At 41.7% G+C, this 20497-nt stretch carries 11 protein-coding genes; 5 read left to right on the top strand and 6 right to left on the bottom strand.

The annotated features are described in order from the left end of the window. The first annotated feature begins 32 nt into the window (after positions 1–32). The 3 genes from ACH11B_RS14220 (at position 33) to ACH11B_RS14210 (ending at position 4110) form a co-directional block, all read left to right on the top strand. Positions 33–1622, top strand: coding sequence for a RagB/SusD family nutrient uptake outer membrane protein (locus ACH11B_RS14220; RefSeq protein WP_289552647.1), 1590 nt, complete (start codon positions 33–35; stop codon positions 1620–1622). A gap of 11 nt (positions 1623–1633) precedes the next feature. Next, positions 1634–3085: a glycan-binding surface protein gene (locus tag ACH11B_RS14215; protein ID WP_377610346.1), complete on the top strand. Its 1452-nt coding sequence runs from the start codon at positions 1634–1636 to the stop codon at positions 3083–3085. A gap of 899 nt (positions 3086–3984) precedes the next feature. Continuing rightward, positions 3985–4110: a hypothetical protein gene (locus ACH11B_RS14210; RefSeq protein ID WP_377610344.1), complete on the top strand. Its 126-nt coding sequence runs from the start codon at positions 3985–3987 to the stop codon at positions 4108–4110. 200 nt (positions 4111–4310) lie between these two features. On the opposite strand, the gene ACH11B_RS14205 is transcribed toward ACH11B_RS14210, so the two are convergent. Continuing rightward, positions 4311–6401 (bottom strand): beta-galactosidase, encoded by a 2091-nt coding sequence (locus ACH11B_RS14205; protein ID WP_013665918.1) that lies wholly within the window; start codon positions 6399–6401, stop codon positions 4311–4313. A 273-nt stretch (positions 6402–6674) separates the two neighbouring features. Next, positions 6675–8270 (bottom strand): glycoside hydrolase family 43 protein, encoded by a 1596-nt coding sequence (locus tag ACH11B_RS14200; RefSeq protein ID WP_377610342.1) that lies wholly within the window; start codon positions 8268–8270, stop codon positions 6675–6677. 331 nt (positions 8271–8601) lie between these two features. On the opposite strand from ACH11B_RS14200, the gene ACH11B_RS14195 reads away from it, so the two are divergent. Continuing rightward, positions 8602–8844 (top strand): hypothetical protein, encoded by a 243-nt coding sequence (locus ACH11B_RS14195; protein ID WP_130857156.1) that lies wholly within the window; start codon positions 8602–8604, stop codon positions 8842–8844. Here the strand turns inward: ACH11B_RS14195 and ACH11B_RS14190 are convergent. Both ACH11B_RS14190 and ACH11B_RS14185 read right to left on the bottom strand, forming a co-directional pair. Continuing rightward, on the bottom strand, positions 8757–10847 hold the full coding sequence (locus ACH11B_RS14190; protein ID WP_377610340.1) for a beta-galactosidase: 2091 nt from the start codon (positions 10845–10847) through the stop codon (positions 8757–8759). The two genes, ACH11B_RS14195 and ACH11B_RS14190, sit on opposite strands and share 88 nt — an antisense overlap. 34 nt (positions 10848–10881) lie before the next feature. Next, on the bottom strand, positions 10882–11013 hold the full coding sequence (locus ACH11B_RS14185; protein WP_256377660.1) for a hypothetical protein: 132 nt from the start codon (positions 11011–11013) through the stop codon (positions 10882–10884). Between the two features lie 496 nt (positions 11014–11509). Between ACH11B_RS14185 and ACH11B_RS14180 the strand changes: the two genes are divergently transcribed. Next, positions 11510–15559, top strand: coding sequence for a two-component regulator propeller domain-containing protein (locus ACH11B_RS14180; protein WP_377610338.1), 4050 nt, complete (start codon positions 11510–11512; stop codon positions 15557–15559). A 54-nt stretch (positions 15560–15613) separates the two neighbouring features. On the opposite strand, the gene ACH11B_RS14175 is transcribed toward ACH11B_RS14180, so the two are convergent. Further along, positions 15614–17152: a SusD/RagB family nutrient-binding outer membrane lipoprotein gene (locus ACH11B_RS14175; protein ID WP_013665914.1), complete on the bottom strand. Its 1539-nt coding sequence runs from the start codon at positions 17150–17152 to the stop codon at positions 15614–15616. Positions 17153–17157: 5 nt separating this feature from the next. Beyond that, positions 17158–20358: a SusC/RagA family TonB-linked outer membrane protein gene (locus ACH11B_RS14170; protein WP_377610336.1), complete on the bottom strand. Its 3201-nt coding sequence runs from the start codon at positions 20356–20358 to the stop codon at positions 17158–17160. Positions 20359–20497: the final 139 nt, after the last annotated feature.

Here is a 20497-nt window from a genome sequence, read left to right as displayed (position 1 = left end):
CGAATACTCGTCAGTCATAAAAAAATAAAGAGATGAAAAGATTATATGTACTTACAACGTTTATGTCAGCGCTGTTAATTGTCTCATGCAGTAAAAGCTTTCTTGATCGGGAACCGGAAGGTTCTTACGTTGACGCAACTTTTTACACATCGCCTGAAGCCCTCAAAGCTGCAACCGCCCCTTTATACAATCGGGCCTGGTTTGATTATAATAAACGGCCTGCAGTTGCTATTGGCAGCCTACGGGCAAACGATGCTTATAACCCTTGGATGAATCCTTCCTATACGTTGTTTACTGTAACATCCTTAGATGATGGGCTGTCCGACTCGTGGAAATCTTTCTACGGAGTCATTACGATGGCCAATGCAACCATCGAAGCCATTAACAATAAGGCCAAGAATGTCACGGACGCTCAAAAAAATCTAGCAATAGCAGAAGCTCGTCTGATGAGAGGTATCTCTTATTTCTATTTACTTCGTACTTGGGGGCCGGTTATTCTGATTGAAAGCAATGAAGAAGTGATCAAGAACCCCTTATTGCCCCGCCATCGTGAAGAGGATGTCTTCCAATTTATCATTAATGACCTCTCATATGCCGTGGAGAACCTGCCACCGACATGGGATAAAGGGCGTGCGAACAGCTGGGGAGCTAAAGGAATGTTAGCAAAAGTATACTTAGCCCGTTCCGGTTGGAAAAAAGGAGGAACACGAGACGAAGCAGATCTGGCAAAGGCACGCGAATACGCAGGTGATGTATGCATGAATAGCGGGTTGGTCTTGTATCCGAAATATGAAGATTTGTTTAAATACAAACACAATAACAATCCCGAATCATTAATTGCTATGCAATGGGTACCATTAGGAGACTGGGGCGTATGTAATACGCTCTTGGCCGATTTAGCCTTTTCATCAGATGTAACCGGGGGCGTAAATGTTTGGGGAGGGGGATTAAATGGAACCATTGATATGTTGAAATTATACGAACGTTCTGATTCTTTGCGGAGAAATGCCACCTATTTCACACAGTACGCTCATTATCCATACATAAGTATCGACAAGGGGGGCTACACCTACACGGGAACAGGATCGTCTATTAAGAAAGGTGTCGTGGGAGGTCCTAATGACGATAATGATGGATATGTTCAATCGATGAACTCCCCTCTTAACACATATATACTGCGCTTAGCAGATGTATACTTAACGTTTGCCGAGGCAAGTCTCGGCAATAATAATAGCCTGGACGGCGGGGAGGGTTTAACATACTTCAACAAAGTACGCGAGCGCGCTAAAATCGGACGAAAGACTGCAATTACGTTGGACGATATCATAACCGAAAGACGCATTGAATTCGCGATGGAATATAACAATTGGTACGACATGGTGAGCTGGTATTGTTATAAACCGGAAAAAATGCTGAAATATTTTAACAATCAGCAACGAGGGTGGACCACGACTTCTATAACAAAGGATGAAGACGGGAACCTTGTTTTTGAAGAACCAACACCCCCTGCTACTCCGGTAGTCGTTACCAAAGATAATATTTTCTTTCCCTACCCGGAGAATGATCTGATACAGAACCCACGATTAAAAGAAGAACCTCAACCTTATACCTTTAACGAATAAAATGCTAAAAGATGAAAACGTTCAATTTTTTCCATCAACATATATTACTATGGATCGCTTTGATTGGGATAGCGGCATTTATAGCTTGCAGTAAAAAAGACGCCCCAGGTGGAACGCCTGAAATTTATAGCGTAAGGCTTACTGATCCAACAAAAGCAGACAGCACATTTACGGGCGCTTTCCCGGGAAAAATGATCGCCGTTATCGGAAACAACTTGGGAGGTATACAAAAGATATATATTAATGACCAAGAAGTTAGTTTCAATACTAACTATTGTACCGCTACCAGTGCAATCTTTACCATTCCTGGCGATTTAATATTGACAGGCACCAATCCGGAACTTTCCAATGAAATCCGTATCGAAACCAATCGGGGTGTAGCTAAGTATGCGTTTCATATATATTCACCGGCACCCGAAATTCATCGCATAACGTTGAAATATCCGGCAACACCTGGCGAAAATTTAAAAATTTTCGGAGCTAATTTTTATGAAATACAGAAAGTAGTTTTCGAAAGTACAACGGGAACCAGTGTTGGGGTATTGGATTACACCGTTAGCAACGATTACGATATCATTGATTTGGCCATACCGCCAGGAGTGCAGGACGGCCGCTTAGTGGTATATTGTTATACCGACTCGGTGAGTATTCCGTTTTCAACCAATGTTGCTCCCCCGACGATTAAAACATTTAGTAGCGATATGCCCATCATAGGCGATCTCGCTTATATTACAGGGGATTACTTTATTGATGTAACAAGTCTCAATATCAATGGTGAATTTACAATACCGGCATCTGATCTCCTAGTTTCAAATAGTAATGATACACTATATTTCCGATTACCTAAAGCACCTAGCAAAGGAGGTGTCGTTACGATAACAGCTGCTGGAGGAAATTCGAATTCACCCAAAGCATTTTATCCCGTTGAAAATGTGGTGCTCAACTGGGACAATATAGGTGCGTATAGCTGGGGCGACAATAATGAAGCGGTAGTTGCCGACGGGTCTAAGATCCCCTACGTTTCAACCGGGACCTGCTACCGGATATTCGGTAAGCCCGGCGCTTGGCAATATTGGTGGGGCAACCTTTCCAATGATGCCGTATATCCAACAACCAATATAATACCTGCCAACACACCCATAGAGAATCTTGTCCTTCGTTTTGAATGTTATATGAGTGAATCTTTAGCTCCCGCCTCATTCGAAATTCAATTGAAAGGCAACGGGGATCAGATGGTAGTGGATTACCTACCCAGAGATAAAAATTCAAACAAAGCAGTAACGGGTAAATGGATAACCTGTGATATCGCTTTATCAAAATTCACAGCAGCAACAGACTATGCGGGTTTTGCAGCAATTACTAATACCGGCCTAGGCATTTTCACCAAAAATAAGTCGGACAATGCCGATGTAAATGTTGATGTGTACTTTGATAATTTTAGAATTGTTGATATCACCAAATAAAAATTAGTTGATCACCTTTAAATAAAATGCTTTAGACTCAAGAAGAAATTATGAAACAACCGCTAATAGACGTATTTATATTGTGCACTTTATGTGCCTGTAGTCAGGAAGTTCCCTCAAAAATGTCGTTATCCGAACTGGATAACGACAGAAACCACGAAATACGTCTCCGAATAAAAAAATTATGACTATCGGCTTTTCTCTCTAAAACAGGGATTACCTTCGATGAACTTCCGTTGGTAGGTTTCGCCTTTAACATACAGATAAAGAGGTTTATATTAAAAGAACATTTTCTTTAGTCAAATTTGTCGTGTTCTTTTTGTCTTAACACAAAAAGAACCAAAAAAGTCAAGGCAGCACATCCTTCGCTAAAGATTTAGGTCCGTCGCTCAAATCATGTGGAGCCGCCCCTCCCTTCAATCTATGCTTCGCTTTTCACATGATTTTTCTGCCCCGGCTATCCTAAATCTTCTTAACGCTCACGCTGTGAGGCCGTTCTTTCCGGCCCACGGTGGCTCTTTGCAAAACCGTTCCGAAGGACGTCAATGGCCTAGTCTATGGAGGCGGCAACCGGCAGTCAAAGATGGCCCATCTCTATTATTAAGCGAAGCATCCGGTAATCAGTGAATCGACGAACGAAGGGCTTAGCATTGCGCGAGAGGGTGACTCCGATTCACGGATGGACATCTGACCACGGGTTGCAACGGAATAGACAAGCCAAGCACCTTGCCCCAATGGGCGCAGCAAGTGGGATGTATAAAATAAACGTTCCATTTTTAAAAGCAACCACCTGTTGCTTTTAGGAGTTATATCCGACAATCATAAAAAAATTAAACGAAGTCAAAGTTTGGGCTAAAGCTTATGTGGATGGGAATACAATAGTTGTTTACTCCGATAAAGTGTCAAATCCTACCGCGGTTCGTTATTCTTGGAGCGATAACCCGGATGTAAACCTATTTAATAAAGAGGGGCTTCCTGCGGTGCCCTTCAAAACAGATGATTGGAAATGGATCACAGAAAAATAATGACTTTAAACAATCATATCAGTAAAAATGAAGCGCTCCCTTAAATGGTAATTATCCTCTTAATATGAGCAGTTGAGACAAACTCAGGAGGTGCGCAGGAATATCTGAAAAGAACTATGGATAGGGTAACGGGTTAACCCTATCCAATAGTTTATCGCCGGAAGCTTGTAACGAACTATTTTTTTCGTATAATGTTCCGTTTACTCACTGATAACTTTCACATCCCATGCATCGAGTGCAATTTCCTTACCAGTTTGATGGCCAGAAAGGAGCTCGCTTCCACCGGGATAAGGATTATTTACCATTTGACTTTTATTGCTGTAATTGAATATATAATGAATCGTTTTGCCTGATTGATTTTTCCCGGAACGGACAATAATGGGAAAGCGGTAATTATTTGCGACCGTGGTGACGCCTGCATCCTTTGCCGTTTGTAAGACAATTTTTTCCAGCAGTTCCTGTGAAGGATAGGTGCCGATATATACCAATTTTCCTTTTCCGTAATTGTTTTCGGTAATAACAGGCCATTTGCCATAGAAAGGATGATCGGCATAGGCCAAGGGCTTTGCCGTTTCGGGTATTAAAAACTCATACCATTCGCTTATCTCCTTTCCACTTAATCCAAAAGCGCTCTTTTTTAGAGATAAAGCGGGAATATTGGCATATTCCTGATAATAAAAGCCTGCGGCCTTTCGCAATGGTCCCGGAGCAAGTGTTGCGCGAACGGCGGAATGCTCATTGGTATATCCGCTTTTATAGAGCATAACCACATAGCCGCCATTTTTTACAAATTCATCGATTTTCTCCAATAAACGATCGCTCGCTACATATAATGGAGGAATAACCAGCATTTTATATTTGCTAAAATCCGCCTGCTCATCACAGGGAACAATATCCGATTCAATATTCTGATTGTATAATGCACGATGAACGAATCCTGACGGATAATGGTCCTTATCGGTGTAGGGCATAAAACTCAAGGCGTGATAAGAATCATGACTGAACAGAATGGCTACCTTGTTTTCCTTTTTCAGATTGACCAGGTCTTTACCAATATGCTTGAGTTCTTTGGCCGTAGCAGCGAACTCCTTATAAATTCGATTAGGCTGTAGGTCTTGCCCTAATATTCCGCGCCAATAAGTTTCCTGTCCATAATGCAGGGTATGCCAATGCCAGTATTCAACCATGTTGGCACCTGAGGCCAGATGGGCAAATACGTTTTGCCTTAGTTGTCCGTCATATGGAGGTTTTTGGTTTTTGGCATCCCATCCCGTAGCCTGTGCATTGGTTTCAGTTATTAGATAATTCCCTTTCGCAACCGTACGCATGTAATCGCCTGAATAGGCAATGAATTGCCCATTTTGTCCATCTTGTACGTCGTGGTAAACATTGATTGCTGGATATTGCATTTGCCTGAAGCTCTCCGGTTGATCTATGTTTTGGAAAGACGGCATAAAACAATGAGTAACAAATTGATCTTTTCTTTTATACTCGTTTACGATATCAACCTGCCAGTTCAGAAACTCCGCAACGCGATACCGATTGTATCGTTCCCATTCGTTTTTATACGACGGGTTGGTCACCCCATCACGTGGGTAAAATTCGTCCCAGGTATTGATGTTCATTCCCCAGTAATTCAATCCCCATTCCTTGTTCAGCAATTTAAGGTCTCCGTTGAATTTCTTTTTTATATAATCAACAAAACCCTGAAAATACCCGGGGTTGTTGATCCCTCTTGCTTCTACTTCATTGTCTACCTGAAAGCCGATAACAGCCGGATGTTTGGCAAAATGTTCCATCATTTTACGGATCACTCTTTCAGATAATTTGCGATATATGGGATTGGTAATATCCATGTTTTGGCGGATACCGTAATAGGCCTTTCTTCCCCCGGTATGTGCTGCTAACACCTCGGGGTATTTATGGGCCATCCACGCGGGAATGGAATAAGTGGGTGTGCCTAGAATAACCTTGATACCGGCAGCATGCATTTTATTGAGGATGGTATCCATCCAGGCGAACTCAAAAATACCTTCCTGCGGTTCAAACAACGACCAAGTCGATTCACCTACTCGCACGACTGTTAAATCGGCTTCCTTCATCATGCGTATGTCTTCATCCAAACGGGAAGATGGCATATATTCGTGATAATAAGCGGCACCATAAAGTACATTATCAAAACGATATTGTGCTTTCGCCTGAAAAATGAGCAGACAGGTCAGTATTGCCGGTAGACCGCATTTGCTGAGATTAAATACTACAGTACGATAGTTTACTAATTTTTGTTTCATCTGTAAATAATTACTCGTTTGTGTTTTACATTTAAGGTACTCATGAACCGCAAAGCGGTCTTTTTATCCATCGGTCAGATGGAGCTTATCATGTTAAAACCCCGACGGGCTTATGAACACAATTGAATATTTAAAATCCGTGAATAAATTTACATTTCCCTGTGTGATAAAAATGAATTTAAACATGGACGGTTCATAACCGTGTTTATGGAATGGTTAATTTAATCATAAATTGCGAGCAAAGGATTATGTAATAACTGATTTTTGATCATTTCACGGTTTTGAAACACGGTAATCAAAATAATCAAAATAAGCCTTTGATGAAGTTTTCTGTCCATTAGCGGACGCGTAAAGTCCGATCATAACACCCGTAAAACCACCTGCAACTTCCGTACTTAAATACCTCGTATCCAAATTTTTTAATTCCACAAACTTACCGGCCTTTGTATTGAAGTAGCTAAAGGTATAATTCAAAGGTTTTCCTACTACTTGAAGACGAACCGTCGGTTCATCGATCAACTCTTCTGCGGCGAGATAGGAAAGCGAGCCAACTACAACGCGAAGCTGTACAGCAAATCTTTTTCCTTTACGTTTAAGCAGAAGATCGTAATGATGCGTATTGTTTTGTATAAGGGTTAAACCGGCCTCCTCTTCTTCTTTGGTGGACACTATTTCCAAACTAGTTTCTGCCGTAAAATCGTGTTCAGTTTGTCGTCGGCCAATAAAACTAACCGACTCCAGCTCATTAAGCTTAAAAGGCGAAGCATTTATCCGTAAAAATCCTTTTCGTTCGGTGAGTGAATAATTTGCTGAAACAGGGTTTCTAAGGTATTGCCATTCGTAGCCTAATTTAGGTTCGTCAAATTCGGTTCGACTTACCGGTTCTTCAAACGGTTGGAGCGGCAAAGTTGGCACTTGCATATCAATATTTATGGTGCCGTTTCCATTAACCTGTGGCCATCCGTTTTTAGGCCAGTCTACCGGAGCAAGAAATGTTTCTCTACCCAATATATGATAATATGAATAAGGTTTCGTAACCCTAAAGCCCAAAAAAACTGCCCACCATGAACTGTCGGCTGCCTGAATAAGATCAGCATGCCCTACTCCTTGTATTTGGTTACCTTGTCCCAGTCGATTGCTATGCGATAAGATAGGATTAAACGGGCAGTTTTCGTAAGGACCAAAGAGATATTTACTGCGCCCTATGGTTGCGCTGTGAGCGTACTCTGTCCCACCCTCGCCAAGTAACAGGTAATAATAACCATCTTTTTTATAGACGTGGGGGGCCTCAGGGAAACGTCCCCCTGTACCACCCCAAACTAAGTGTTCGGGTGAAAGCGTTTTCCCGGTCTGAATATCGATTTCCGTAATCCGTATTCCCTCATTACCCTGCGTCACAAAGTATGTTTTGCCATCATCATCCCAAAAAATATCCGGATCAATACTCTTTATATCCACCCATATCGGGTCGCTCCAAGGACCGGCAGGATTATCAGCTGTGCAATAAAAATTGCCACCACCTGATACATTGGTGCAGATTACATAAAATTTGCCATTATGGTACCTTAAAGATGGAGCGAAAAGCCCACCGGAAGAAAATGCCTTATGTAAAGGAAGCTGAGATTCGCGTGTTAGACAGTGTCCTATCTGCTGCCAGTTTATTAAATCCTTGCTGTGATAGATCGGTAATCCGGGAAAATATTCGAATGATGACGTAACCAAATAGAAATCATCATTAACCCGGCAAATGCTTGGATCTGGATTAAAGCCACGTAATATCGGGTTTTTATAACCGAACTGGGCAATAAGGGCTTTGGGCAAAACGAAAAGAAGTGTGCAGACAAAATAGAAACTGAATTTTCGAGTCATAGTGATTTGGTCTATTATTTACGTTGAAAATAAATTACATGTTGTAACGGGTGATTTATAAAGTAGCAAGTGACACAAAGCTAGCAGAAAGCCTCTATAAGCAGGGAACGCTTTTGTTAATATTTTAGGCCTATTTTGTTAACTATTACAAATAGTGTTCGAAAGATGGCTATATGGCAATAAGCTGTTGTTTAATACATTCGACATGAACTGATTCCCTCTCCTGACCTACCAATTTAACCGTCTTAGGCCTTTATGTAAGGGCAGATAATCACATCTATGCGGGAACGGAAGGCTATGGAATAAAAATCATCAGCCGGAAACAAACACCTTGATTGATCTAAATCCGGCGTTCACGACGTTTAGTCTTTCTACTACAAAAACAACCGCTATCTTGGAAGACCAGGCCGGCAATCTATGGATAGGGGTCTCTCAGAAAGCTGTATTTTACATGAACATAAAATCCGATTCAGCTAGAAAAGCCCTTTACTCATTCCAAACCAATACCTCTGCAGGTTTCAATGTTTTCTCGCCAACAAAAACGGTAGAGGTTTCCGGAATAGGCATGGTATAATCGGTAGAAGAATAATTTACAGCCAAATAAAAACCATCTCTCCAATAGACATACACACCGGGAGGATAATCTTCAGTAGTTGCTCCTGCCTGCGTATAAATGTTACGCAACAAATCCTTTTCGAGCTTAAAATCGTCCGTAGCTACACCTATGTAAGTAACAGATCCTTTACCAATTTTCTGTTTTACAACAGCCGCTGCTCCCTTATAAAACTGGTTTTCATAGCTTGCAAGCACTTCCGTATTTTGATAGGGCTTTAGCAGATCCGCCCAGTTATTCCAAGCATAGTGGGTGGATCCCATTTGAATGTCTCCTTTGCCATAAGCCGAAAGCATGTCTGTTGCCGTAACCTGCGCTCCTATAAGACCCGAAATAGGCGCTGCCAACTTACCCTCCCAGAAGTGTCCCATTCGATTTTTAGTTGCTGTACGGCAGGTAATAATCAACTGTCCGCCATTGGTTACATAATTATTCCATTTCTTTACTAAAGCCGAATCTACCATTTCGTATGCAGGAATAATGACCACCTTATATTTCGACAAATCGCTGGTCTCCGGTATCACATCAACCGGGGCTCCTAAAGACTTGGCCGTCTCCATGAACTTAACCGGGTAATTCCATGTTTCCCATTGGGCGGTCTGCTTTTGCCTGTCTATCGTCCAGTAATTTTCGAGGTTCCAGAGAATGGCCGTTGAACGCGCCGCCAATTTTTCCGGCATCTTAACGCCCTGTTTATACTGCTTCCGCAGCTCCTTTATTTCTTTCATGAACTGCGTATAGTCTTCACCACCGGGCGAAGGTGTTATCCCATCTGTTTGTATAATGCCCGCATGGTACTGTTCTGAGCTATATATAATTTGCCTGAACCGATAAGAACAGGCCAATTTTCCGCCCGCAGCAAATGTATGGTACAACCACATGCGCACTGTTCCTGGTAATAGAAGTGGGTTGTAGCTGCCCCAGTTTACCGGACCTGGCTGAATTTCCATTACGCCAGATACGCCTCCCAAATGTTTAAAATATGCTGACGCAAAAAGGATTACTCTGCTATCGCCCAACCTGAATCCAAGTTCGCCAATATTATCGCTGCCTCCATTAGGATAGGCCGTATAAGCCGCAAAATCGAGTTTTTGGGTTCGCTGCGGGTCAGCCCCGGGAGAAACAGCTGTATAATTCGTGGTGATATATTGATCCTTTGAAATATGACTCCGCAAAATGCCGGCCTGAAAGTCAAGGAATTCTGCCTGCGCATCTGCACAATAGCGTTTAAAATCAAGCAAAGCATGTGGATTATTTCCCCACCAACCTACCAGATTGGTGTTATGGATCGTAATCTGGTTGAAATCGTTATACCATTGGCTCCAGAAAGCAGTACCCCAGGCCTCATTTAACGCTTCAACCGTTTTGTATTTGTTTTTTAGCCATTGCCTGAAGGCATCTTGAGAGGATGGACTATAATCGGGTTTAGCATCGGGCTCATTATCTAGCTGCCATCCAATCACATTTTTATTTTGCCCATAGCGCCTGGCCATTTCGGTTACAATCTTTTCAACGAACAGGCGATATTTGGAATTAGCGATTGAACCGAGCCCCCGTGTTCCGTGTTCGGCACGGATATAATGCCCATCCATTATAAAGGTTTCGGGATAATTTACCCGCATCCAGGCAGGTGTAGTTGCCGAAGGTGTGCACATAAGCACTTTAAGTTTGTGTTTAACGCAAAGAGCCACCACCTTGTCAAGCCAGGCAAAATCAAATTTCCCTTCTTCTGGCTCCATCTTAAACCAGGCAAATTCAGCCAGATGAACAAACTCATACCCCATATCAGCAATCTTCTTGATATCTCGTTCCCATTGGCTTTCCTTCCAGTGTTCGGGATAGTAGTATATTCCAGTGGTGATCAAATCCTTTTCAGGAAAAAAACGATTGACTTCCTGCGATTTTACATTTAATGTCGATACAAATATTGTTAATATGACTAGTGTTATAGTCTTCTTTACCATAGTAAGTTTGTTTTTTGTTTTGAAATCCTTATTATTAAACCACGCGGCCGCACCATTCAATTTTATAACCCGTGATGGGCAATATTACTGAATTGATCTCCTTTTTTTCTTTTAAAGAATGCCTCCCTAAAGAAGACGCACCATAACTTAGGTTAGATGCTTTCATACCTGTTTTGCCGATTTCTCTGTATTTCCATGGTTTATTAGATGGTTTAACTTACGTGAAAACAAATGTACTCATTGGATAGTAGGCAATGTGTGTTCATTTTCGATAAAAAATTGCACTTTATCGACATTTCCTTGGCCGTTTACTTAAAAAGGAAACTATCTGAATGGAAGAAGGATTAAACGGATTTTATTTTACTTAACATGGGTTATGCTGCACAAATATTCCAAAGGCTAGTACGTATATGCAACACCCCCTATAATAGATCACCATTCCTATTCAACATACTTACTATCATTTTAAACAAATTTACTCGCCCTTTAAATCTATCTTTATTAGCTTTGTTAGTACGATAATAGGAAGAATAGAAAACAAACCGGAGAAACTACCTTCCCACAAACTAGCGAATAAATAACCAATTATATAAATTTTCGGATCACACCTTGCTGACCGTTGGCGACAGCTTTCCGGGAAGTGCTAATAACCCTTTATTGTGATGAAAATCAAAAATTTAATTCTGCTTATATATATACTGATTACAGCGATAAACAATGTTGGAGCGCAATCGGGCAAATTATTTACAGTTGAATCCGGTTTATCCAGCAGCATGGTAACTGACATCCATCAATCCCGTAATGGATTTGTGTGGGTAGCTACAGAGGATGGATTAAATCGTTTCGATGGTGCTAAGAACACGTTGTACAGGGTCGACAAAAACGTACCCGGTTCGGTCTTAAGTGATATGGTAACGACATTAGGAGCAGACGCTACGGGTGTTATGTATGTGGGATACTTGAACGGACTGCAGTACTATCATGAAGCAAGTGATTCTTTCTTTACTGTACCACTTTGGACCGATAAAGGGAAACTTTCGGAGCCTCATGTAACATGTATTTTGCAACGGAAAAACGGACAATTATTGGTTGGTACCTCTGGTTACGGAATCTTTGAAATACATCGTAGTAAAAACGGTCAACCCTATGGTTTACGATTGATAAATTTTGAACCCAGCAATTTCATTGTCCGTCTTTTTGAAAACAACCGACAAGAGCTTTGGATTGCAACGGAAAATCGTGGACTATTCAAATTTTCCGGTCAGGAAAGACAATGTTATTTCGCCAACAAAAAAGGTCAAAAAAATGTAGTTATGAGCATTTGTGAGGATAAATACGGTACACTATTGGTGGGTAAATTAAATGGTGGTCTACACCGCTACAATGAGTCAACCAATACATTTGATCAGATTCCTTCATCCGACCTATCAAACTCGACCGTTTTAGATCTTTATGTGGGAGTAGATAATCACATCTATGTAGGAACAGAGGGCTATGGAATGAAAATCTATCATCCGGAAACAAATACCTTGATTGATCTAAATCCGGCGTTCACAACGTTTAGTCTTTCTACTACTAAGACGAATGCTATCTTGGAAGACCAGGCAGGCAATCTATGGATAGGCGTCTCTCAGAAAGGTGTGTTTTTTTTACATAGATATAAAAACCGATTCAGCTACATAGGAAGCCGTTCCAGCAAACAAGATTTCATTGGCGATCATGCGGTCACATCCATGCTTGAGGAACGATCAGGACGATTATGGGTAGGAACCGATCGCGATGGTTTATATCTATTAGACCGCAACCGTACGAAAAGTACACGGTATAAAGCCATCAGCCAGTGCCAACCTCCTTCGTCTATTATGGCGATATTTGAAGACAGCGACGGTGATTTTTGGTTAGGTGGAAGTAAGGAAGGGCTTATCAATTTAAATCGCCGAACCGGTATTTGCCGAGCGATACCCGGATTAACGGATAAAAATGGCGATCATGTGGAACTAATTCACAGCATTTGTGAAGATAAACGGCGCCGATTGTGGATCGGAAGTATGGGTGCAGGATTGTTTTGCCTGGAAAAAAAATCCGGTGCTATAAAAAACCTCTGCTTCGTCAAGTCTAAAACTCCCTATCTAGGAAAAGGTTATCTGCCCAACAACTGGATCAATTGCTTACTTATTGCGCCATCAGACAAGTTATATATTGGTACCTATGACGGATTGGCCTGTTTAGATCTCAGTGATGAAAGTTTTATTTCCACTTTCGGCACCGACAAACTCTTTGCCGGTAGTGTCGTATATTCATTGTTGGATGATCAACGAGGTAATTTATGGGTCGGAACTTCAAAGGGCCTAATGCGTTTAGATATGGAGACCGGAAAAACTCGCCACTATCAGATTGATCATGGACTCCCCAGCAATACCGTTTATGCGATTGAGATAGATGCACAAGCTAATCTCTGGTTAAGCACAAATCGTGGATTAGCCAAAATGGACATCCACGATAACCGTTTCATCAATTTCTATTCAGATGACGGGCTGCAAGGCAATGAATTTACAAGAGGGGCCTCCTTGCGTTCTACAGCTGGAGAGTTATATTTTGGTGGAATAAACGGTATATCTTATTTCAATCCGTTGGAAATTGAGGTGCGCCCAAAATCACTGTCTGTCAACATTGTAGATTTTTATATCCATGACAAAGCGGTAAAGAAAGGGATGAAATCGGGTAGATACCAAATAATTGATACGGTGATTACAAAGGCTACGGTATTTAATTTAGCACATAACGACAACTCTTTCACCGTTGAGTTTTCAACCATGGATTTCAGCCAATCCGAACGTGTACAATTTGAATATCAGATAAATGATAATGATTGGATCACACTGAGACCAGGCTTGAACCGTGTTACTTTTGACCACTTAGAAACAGGTAAACATCTCTTCCGCTATCGAGCAAAAGTTAATGAAACTTATTCACCTATACAGCAAGCTCAAATTATAATAAATCCGGTATGGTTTCTATCTTTTCCTGCTAAAATCCTGTACGCATTGTTCACCATACTTAGTGCCTTGTGGATTTTTAAAACGTTGCAAAATCGGCAACGGTTTAAAAAACAAATGTTGACCCATCGTCATGCCGAAGAAATCAATGAGGCAAAACTTCAGTTTTTCATACATATTGCACACGAAATCAGAACTCCTTTAACATTAGTTATAAACCCGCTAAAGAAACTTTTAGCCCGAACAGAGGTGAGCAATCACGATGGTCTGTATCGGATTATCGACCATAATATTCAAAGGATGTTGGACCTGGTTAACCAATTAATGGATATTCGAAAAATTGAAAACGGTCAAATGAATTTAAACATTACCCGTGTGGAAATGGTCGGTTTTGTTAAATCTGTATCTTCCTTATTCAATGAGGAATTTACAATTAAAGGGATAAAATTTCAAGTATTCAATCAGTCTAATAAGATATATGCGCAAGTTGACACACGCAATTTTGATAAAGTGTTGATTAACCTCCTATCAAATGCTTGTAAATTTACACCGAATGATGGCAAAATCCGAATGACTATGACAAAAAAACATAGCGCTGTGCCGGGTAGACCATCAATGCTTCGCATTGAAATCGCTGACTCAGGTCAGCTATTAAACGATGATGAATTTGAACGTATCTTCAACTGCTTCTATCAAGCGGAAAATTCAAAAACTTATCAGGGATATAGTACGGGCATCGGATTGCACTTAACACGGCAGCTGGTGGAAATGCACAAAGGGAGTATCCGTGTAGAAAACATAGCGGATTGGGGTTATGCCTTTGTCATTGAAATCCCACTCGATTCGGATCAAGAAAGTACCGTACATATTAAAGAACATACGCCTGGCAATCGCCCACAACCATTTGTATTAACTTCGCCCTTCGGAAAAAGAAGAAAGATAGCTAAAACTGCTAAACGGATCCTTGTTGTAGATGATGATATTGATATCCGTGAGTTTTTGAGACGAGAGCTTTCTCCGGCTTATTTGGTTAACACCTATGCCAATGGCGAAGACGCTTATAAAAGTATGTTAAATGCGGTTCCGGACTTGGTAATCAGCGATGTTATGATGCCTATTATGGATGGAATGATCCTTTGCAAAAAAATACGTGAAAATCCGCTGACGCATCATGTACCGATTGTACTTCTGACAGCGAAAGGCGAAGACAATCACCAATTACAGGGTTTGGGACTGGGGGCAGACCTCTATATCGTTAAACCATTTAATATGGATGTTCTGACTGAAAACATTAAGAGTTTACTTAGAAACCGGGAGATTGTTCGTGTTAATGAACGTGAGGCACATTTGCAAGGCACCTATATTTCAAAAGTCAATCTGAAGAGCTCGGATGAGAAATTATTAGAGAAAGTGCACCAACTAATTGAAGAGCACATCGCTAATCCTTCTTTAAGTGTGGAAATGATTGCATCTGAAATTGGCATTAGCCGAGTGCACCTACATCGAAAATTGAAAGAACTTACACATTTAACAACCAAAGACCTGATAAAAAGCATCCGTCTGAAACAGGCAGCCGCTTTACTAAGCTCTAAAAAACTAACGGTATCTGAAGTAGCCTATGCCGTTGGATACAACGATGTTAATAGTTTCTCGCTTGCCTTTAAGACGCTTTATGGCCTCGTACCCAAGGAGTTTGCCATGCAGAAAAATACGTAATATGTAACGTCATCAGACTTGCAGCGTTTATGCGAAGTCTGATGACGTATATTTTTATTCGATGTCCCAGAATACGCGAACCGATAAATTATCGCCTCCCATGGCAGCAACCGCAGCTTGATAATTCGTTGGATTCTCTGACATTTCATCGTCTGGATAAGCCATCCGCCTTACAAAACCACCGTTAAGGTTATTATTATATCGATTAGGTGTCAATGCTGGAAAACCACTCCTTCGAAAGTTTGCAAAGGATTCGGTTCCATTTCCTATATTGGAGATCCAATATTGCGTATTGATAAGCTCCAATGCATTAGCTGTGTTAAATACAACTTGCGGATGATTAATATAGCTCTCCTTTTCCTGCTCGCTAATCGCGTTATCAGGTGTGTTTGGATAGAGCGACCACTGATCCATGCTGGCACGAATCCCTTCTTCATAATAGGCTTGGGCCGAACCATTTATCCAATTACGATGGGCCGCTTCGGCCATCAACAATTTTGTTTGCGAATGCGTGATATAAAAAAGAGGCGCGAATGGATTGCCGATAATAGCATAATTAAGCTGTGAATAATTAAAGCCTGTACCTGCCCGACCACGGAAATTTGGATGTTGAGCCACGTTATTTTGATCATAACCGACAGGAAATCCGAACTGGTTAGCAAGCGTTACGTCGGGTACCGAACTAAGTACGGCATTCGGGTCCGCATATTTACCCGCAATATACTTAGCGCGGGGATCTTCGGTGGACTTTAATTGATTGACGAAGGGTTCCGCCAAGTAATAATAGTAGGCATTCACAACCGGCCCATCGTTAAGTGTACTGTTGTAGGCATTTGTAAAGACCATATAGGCATCATCCTCATTCGATTGCATCACACCACCATCTACCGCCTCTTGCACGATTGAGCGGGCTTTTTCCGGATCAACTTTTGTATAGCGCATTCCAAGTCGCAACAATAACGAGTTTCCCAAACGTTGCCATTTTGCAACTTGTGCTGCAGCTGAGCCCGTGGCTCCATAGAAAAAATCTTCAGTAACGTAATCAGCTGCCGGGTCCATACTCGCAATAGCGGATTTCAATTCATTATAAAGGTCTTCATAGATTGCCCTGTCGTCATCGTAAATTGGGTAAAAAATAATCTGCTGATAGGCTTTTCCGGCCTCGCTATATGGTACATCCCCATAAGTATCCACCAAGGTCATAAATACATAAGCTTTCCATATGCGCATCATGCTCATCAAATTGACTCGCGCTGGCATCTCTTGCGCTATTTGAATGGCTTCAACTAACAATTTAACCGCATTCTCATAACAACTATTCCACTTTGGGATATTGAAATTGTTATTGTCTTCATTGAAATTGAAACCTGCTGTGGCGCCCAGGTTATATGCATTCACAAACTGTTGAACAATGGTTTGCTCGCCTTCCCAAGCGCCAACATGAGTTAACCTTTCGGCATTGGAAAACAATAGGGCCGGATCGATATTGGTTACTCCATATTCATTGGTATTTACTGTTTCAAAATTCTTATCGCACCCGCTTAACGCCCAACATATCGTTCCTAAAAGGGTTAAATATTTTATCTTTTTCATAATGGTTAGAATATAATGTTTAAGTTGAAAGCATAATTTCGTGTCGTGGGTACGGTTGCTTGCTCATACCCCACTCGATTGTCGCCCGAAGAGGCGAATGCCTCCGGATCATAATCTGGTAAGTCCTTATATAAAAGTGCGACATTTCGACACGAAGCCGTCAACGTAAGACCTTTGATAAAACCGAATTTATTTTTCACATAGTCACTTAAGTTATAGGTTAGCGCAATGTTTCTGAACTTAATAAAGTCAGATTTGAAAATAAAAGGATCTGCAATCTGTAGGTTGCGATAATCCGTATAAAAGTCTTGAGGGTTAACTGCAATTGTATTTTTTTCGCCATTCCGGTATACACCATCAAATACAACACCATTTTCGCCTTCGCGACGACCAATCAGTGATGCCTTGGTGTGCCCTTGTCGCAAGCCGTTCAAGGCGCTTGAGGACAATACCTTTCCTCCCGCTTTGAAATCGAAGTGCATGGAAAGACTCAGGTTCTTATAGGTAAAGGTGTTGGTCCAACCACCAACCCATTTTGGAAGGGCGCTTCCAAAATTTACAACCGGTCCCTGAAGCAGGCGTCCGTTATCATTCAAAAGTATTTCGCCATTTTCGTTTCTTAGATAGGTATTAGCTGATAGCTGATTCAAGGGTAATCCTACCTCATACACCAAGGCTCCAATAAATTCATTTCCTTCAAAACGTTGAGCTACAAATCGGTCGGTACCGGGAGCGATAGACAGCACCTTCGTAGTATTTAATGATGCGTTGAAGGAACTTGTCCATCGGAAATTATCCCGCTTCACAGGGATTACTTCTAACATAAACTCCATACCCCGATTTTGCAGCGAACCGACATTTTGCTGCGTATCTGTATAACCTGAGGCATTCGAAATTTGTACGGGTAAAATCTGATCGGTTGTCACTTTTTCATAAGCAGCGATATCAAAACTTAACCGGCTATCAAAGAACCTCAACTCAAGACCAAGTTCTCGTTCTTCGACACTGAAAGGTCTCAATAACGCATTCGGCGAGCGCGTACCTAATATGGTACCCAATGTCCTTCCATGTAACTGATTAGGTAATATATCATAAAAAAGATGGTTGGAAAAAGGAGGGATTCCATTAGCACTACCTACTTGGGCCCATGATCCTCTTAGCTTACCATAAGAAAGCCACGACTGCTCCTTCATTAGTTCAGAAAAAATGAAACTACCGGATACCGATGGATAAAACTCGCTGTTCGCCTCTGGGTTCAACACGGAAAACCAATCCTGCCGACCTGTCAAATTAACGTATAGCATGCCTTTATACCCGAATTCTGCAAATGCGTAGAGCGAATTGGTTTGATCACGAAAGATGGTATAGTTATTAATCGTTTTATTAATGCCGTTTTGAATAGAATAGAGGTCTCTAACCGTAAAATCCTCTACTTCATCAATAAAAGTTCCGACATCGCGTTTAAAAATATTTCCCCCGACGCTTAAATCAATTGAAAAATCGCCGAATTCCTTACTTGCACCTACAAGAAAGTCTGTATTTATTTCGGTACCTTTCGCCTGCTCAATATGATACATCCCATTAAAACCCGGTCCTTGCCCGTTATTGTTAAATGGTGTAGAAGTTCCTCTTCCGGTAGGCGTATTAAATTCAAGCTTAGAAACGGAATAATCGTAATTATATCTTCCTTGCACATATAACCAATCCATAACATCATATCTCAAGGTTGCTGTTCCGAGAAAGCGATCCCGATCGTTTAGGATAAACTCCCTGCCTTTGGCAAAATAGGGGTTCAATAAGGTGCCTTGAAATCCGGACGTCTGTCGCTCGGTTCCATTTTCGGCAACTGCGCTCTCCCGAAAAGCTGCAAGCGGGATAGATGTAGACATTCGGGTGAGAAAGTTGGGTGCTCCCGGCCCCTGTGCCCCTACTTGTGGTGGATTCTCATTATTCTCTTTTGTGTAATTCGCGTTGAAGGAGAAATGCAGCTTTTTAGTTAGATCGTGATTTAGACCCAAATTGAAGATGCGTTTCGTATACCGATTATCGGGTGCGGGGGTAATGCCTTTTGCGCCTGAATTGGAAAAAGATGCTCTGAAATTACCTTTATCACTCCCCCCTGACAACGCAACGGTATTAGTGAACACTGTACCATCCCTGTAGAACTCTTTGATGCGATTTGGGTTTGGTGCGTACGGACGCATAACCCCATCAAAATTGACAATTGGCTCTCCGTCCATCCTACTCCCCCAGCCTAACATACCTGTTGAAATAGCGCTACCCACATCCGTAGGTCGCTGTCCACCCTGTCCCTGGCCGAATTCCTGTTGAAAATCAGTAAAGTCCAACACGCTATTAACCGTGAAATTTGACGTATATTCGATACCTATCCCTTGATCACGTTGACCATTTTTCGTGGTAATAATAATTGCACCGTTAGCAGCTCGAGAGCCGTATATCGCTGCAGCCGTAGCACCTTTCAAGACAGTCATACTTTCAATATCGTCCGGGTTAATCTGCTGCATGTTATCGCCGAGATCGTAAGCTGGTTGCCATCCGTTCGAACTACGGGCTCCCTGATCCATCGGTAGTCCATTGATCACAATGAGAGGAGAGTTTGCAGCACCCGCAAACGCTGATTGCCCCCGTAAGCGTATTTTAGTACTGGATCCGGCACCGGCAGCTGGCGGAGATATATCCAATCCAGCAACCTTGCCTTCCAAAGACTCCATTACATTGACTGTTTTGTTCTGTAGCAAATCCTGGCGTTTAACCGTCTCCGCCGAATAACCCAGTTTCTTTGATTCTTTCTTAATCCCAAGCGCTGTAACGACAACCTCCTCCATGCTCCTTGATTCGGCGGTTAATTGTATGTTAACTACCATTTGGTTCTGCAGCGTTAATTCCCGTGGCTGGTATCCGATCAATGAAAACACCAAAATATCGCCATTGGATGCGTTGATACTGAAATTGCCATTTGCATTGGTCGCCGTTGCGGTTCGGGTGCCCTTAACCTGTACGGTAACTCCTTCCAAGGGTGTACTTTCAGAATCCCTTACCTGACCGCGTACCGGTTTTTCTTGTCCCTGCAAAAAGGCAGGAATAATTCCCATCATGCCCACCATGGTGAGCACCTTGAGAAAAACCGACACCCTATCCCCTATAGGAAGTCGGTTTCTTTGTTTAATGTTACTGTTATTCATCATTTTTAAATTGGTTTATAATATTGTGGAGGTTTAACCTAGAAGGACAAACAAAAAGAGGAGATCCTTTAAGATTGATTCAATGAGGTTTATGCTTTGCTAATTACGGAGGCAGGTGGTCGTTTTATTAAGTATCGTTTTG

The sequence above is a fragment of the Olivibacter sp. EAT-5 genome (assembly GCF_044784325.1).
Classification (GTDB): domain Bacteria; phylum Bacteroidota; class Bacteroidia; order Sphingobacteriales; family Sphingobacteriaceae; genus Olivibacter; species Olivibacter oleidegradans.
This window is presented reverse-complemented; position numbering and strand designations above follow the sequence as displayed.

Bases quoted from the DNA above. Each gene is read 5' to 3' on its own strand.
- ACH11B_RS14220 (WP_289552647.1), top strand. From the start codon at position 33: ATGAAAAGATTATATGTACTTACAACGTTTATGTCAGCGCTGTTAATT.
- ACH11B_RS14205 (WP_013665918.1), bottom strand. From the start codon at position 6,401: ATGAAACAAAAATTAGTAAACTATCGTACTGTAGTATTTAATCTCAGC.
- ACH11B_RS14185 (WP_256377660.1), bottom strand. From the start codon at position 11,013: ATGAAAGCATCTAACCTAAGTTATGGTGCGTCTTCTTTAGGGAGGCAT.
- ACH11B_RS14180 (WP_377610338.1), top strand. From the start codon at position 11,510: ATGAAAATCAAAAATTTAATTCTGCTTATATATATACTGATTACAGCG.
- ACH11B_RS14175 (WP_013665914.1), bottom strand. From the start codon at position 17,152: ATGAAAAAGATAAAATATTTAACCCTTTTAGGAACGATATGTTGGGCG.
- ACH11B_RS14190 (WP_377610340.1), bottom strand. From the start codon at position 10,847: ATGGTAAAGAAGACTATAACACTAGTCATATTAACAATATTTGTATCG.
- ACH11B_RS14200 (WP_377610342.1), bottom strand. From the start codon at position 8,270: ATGACTCGAAAATTCAGTTTCTATTTTGTCTGCACACTTCTTTTCGTT.
- ACH11B_RS14170 (WP_377610336.1), bottom strand. From the start codon at position 20,358: ATGATGAATAACAGTAACATTAAACAAAGAAACCGACTTCCTATAGGG.
- ACH11B_RS14215 (WP_377610346.1), top strand. From the start codon at position 1,634: ATGAAAACGTTCAATTTTTTCCATCAACATATATTACTATGGATCGCT.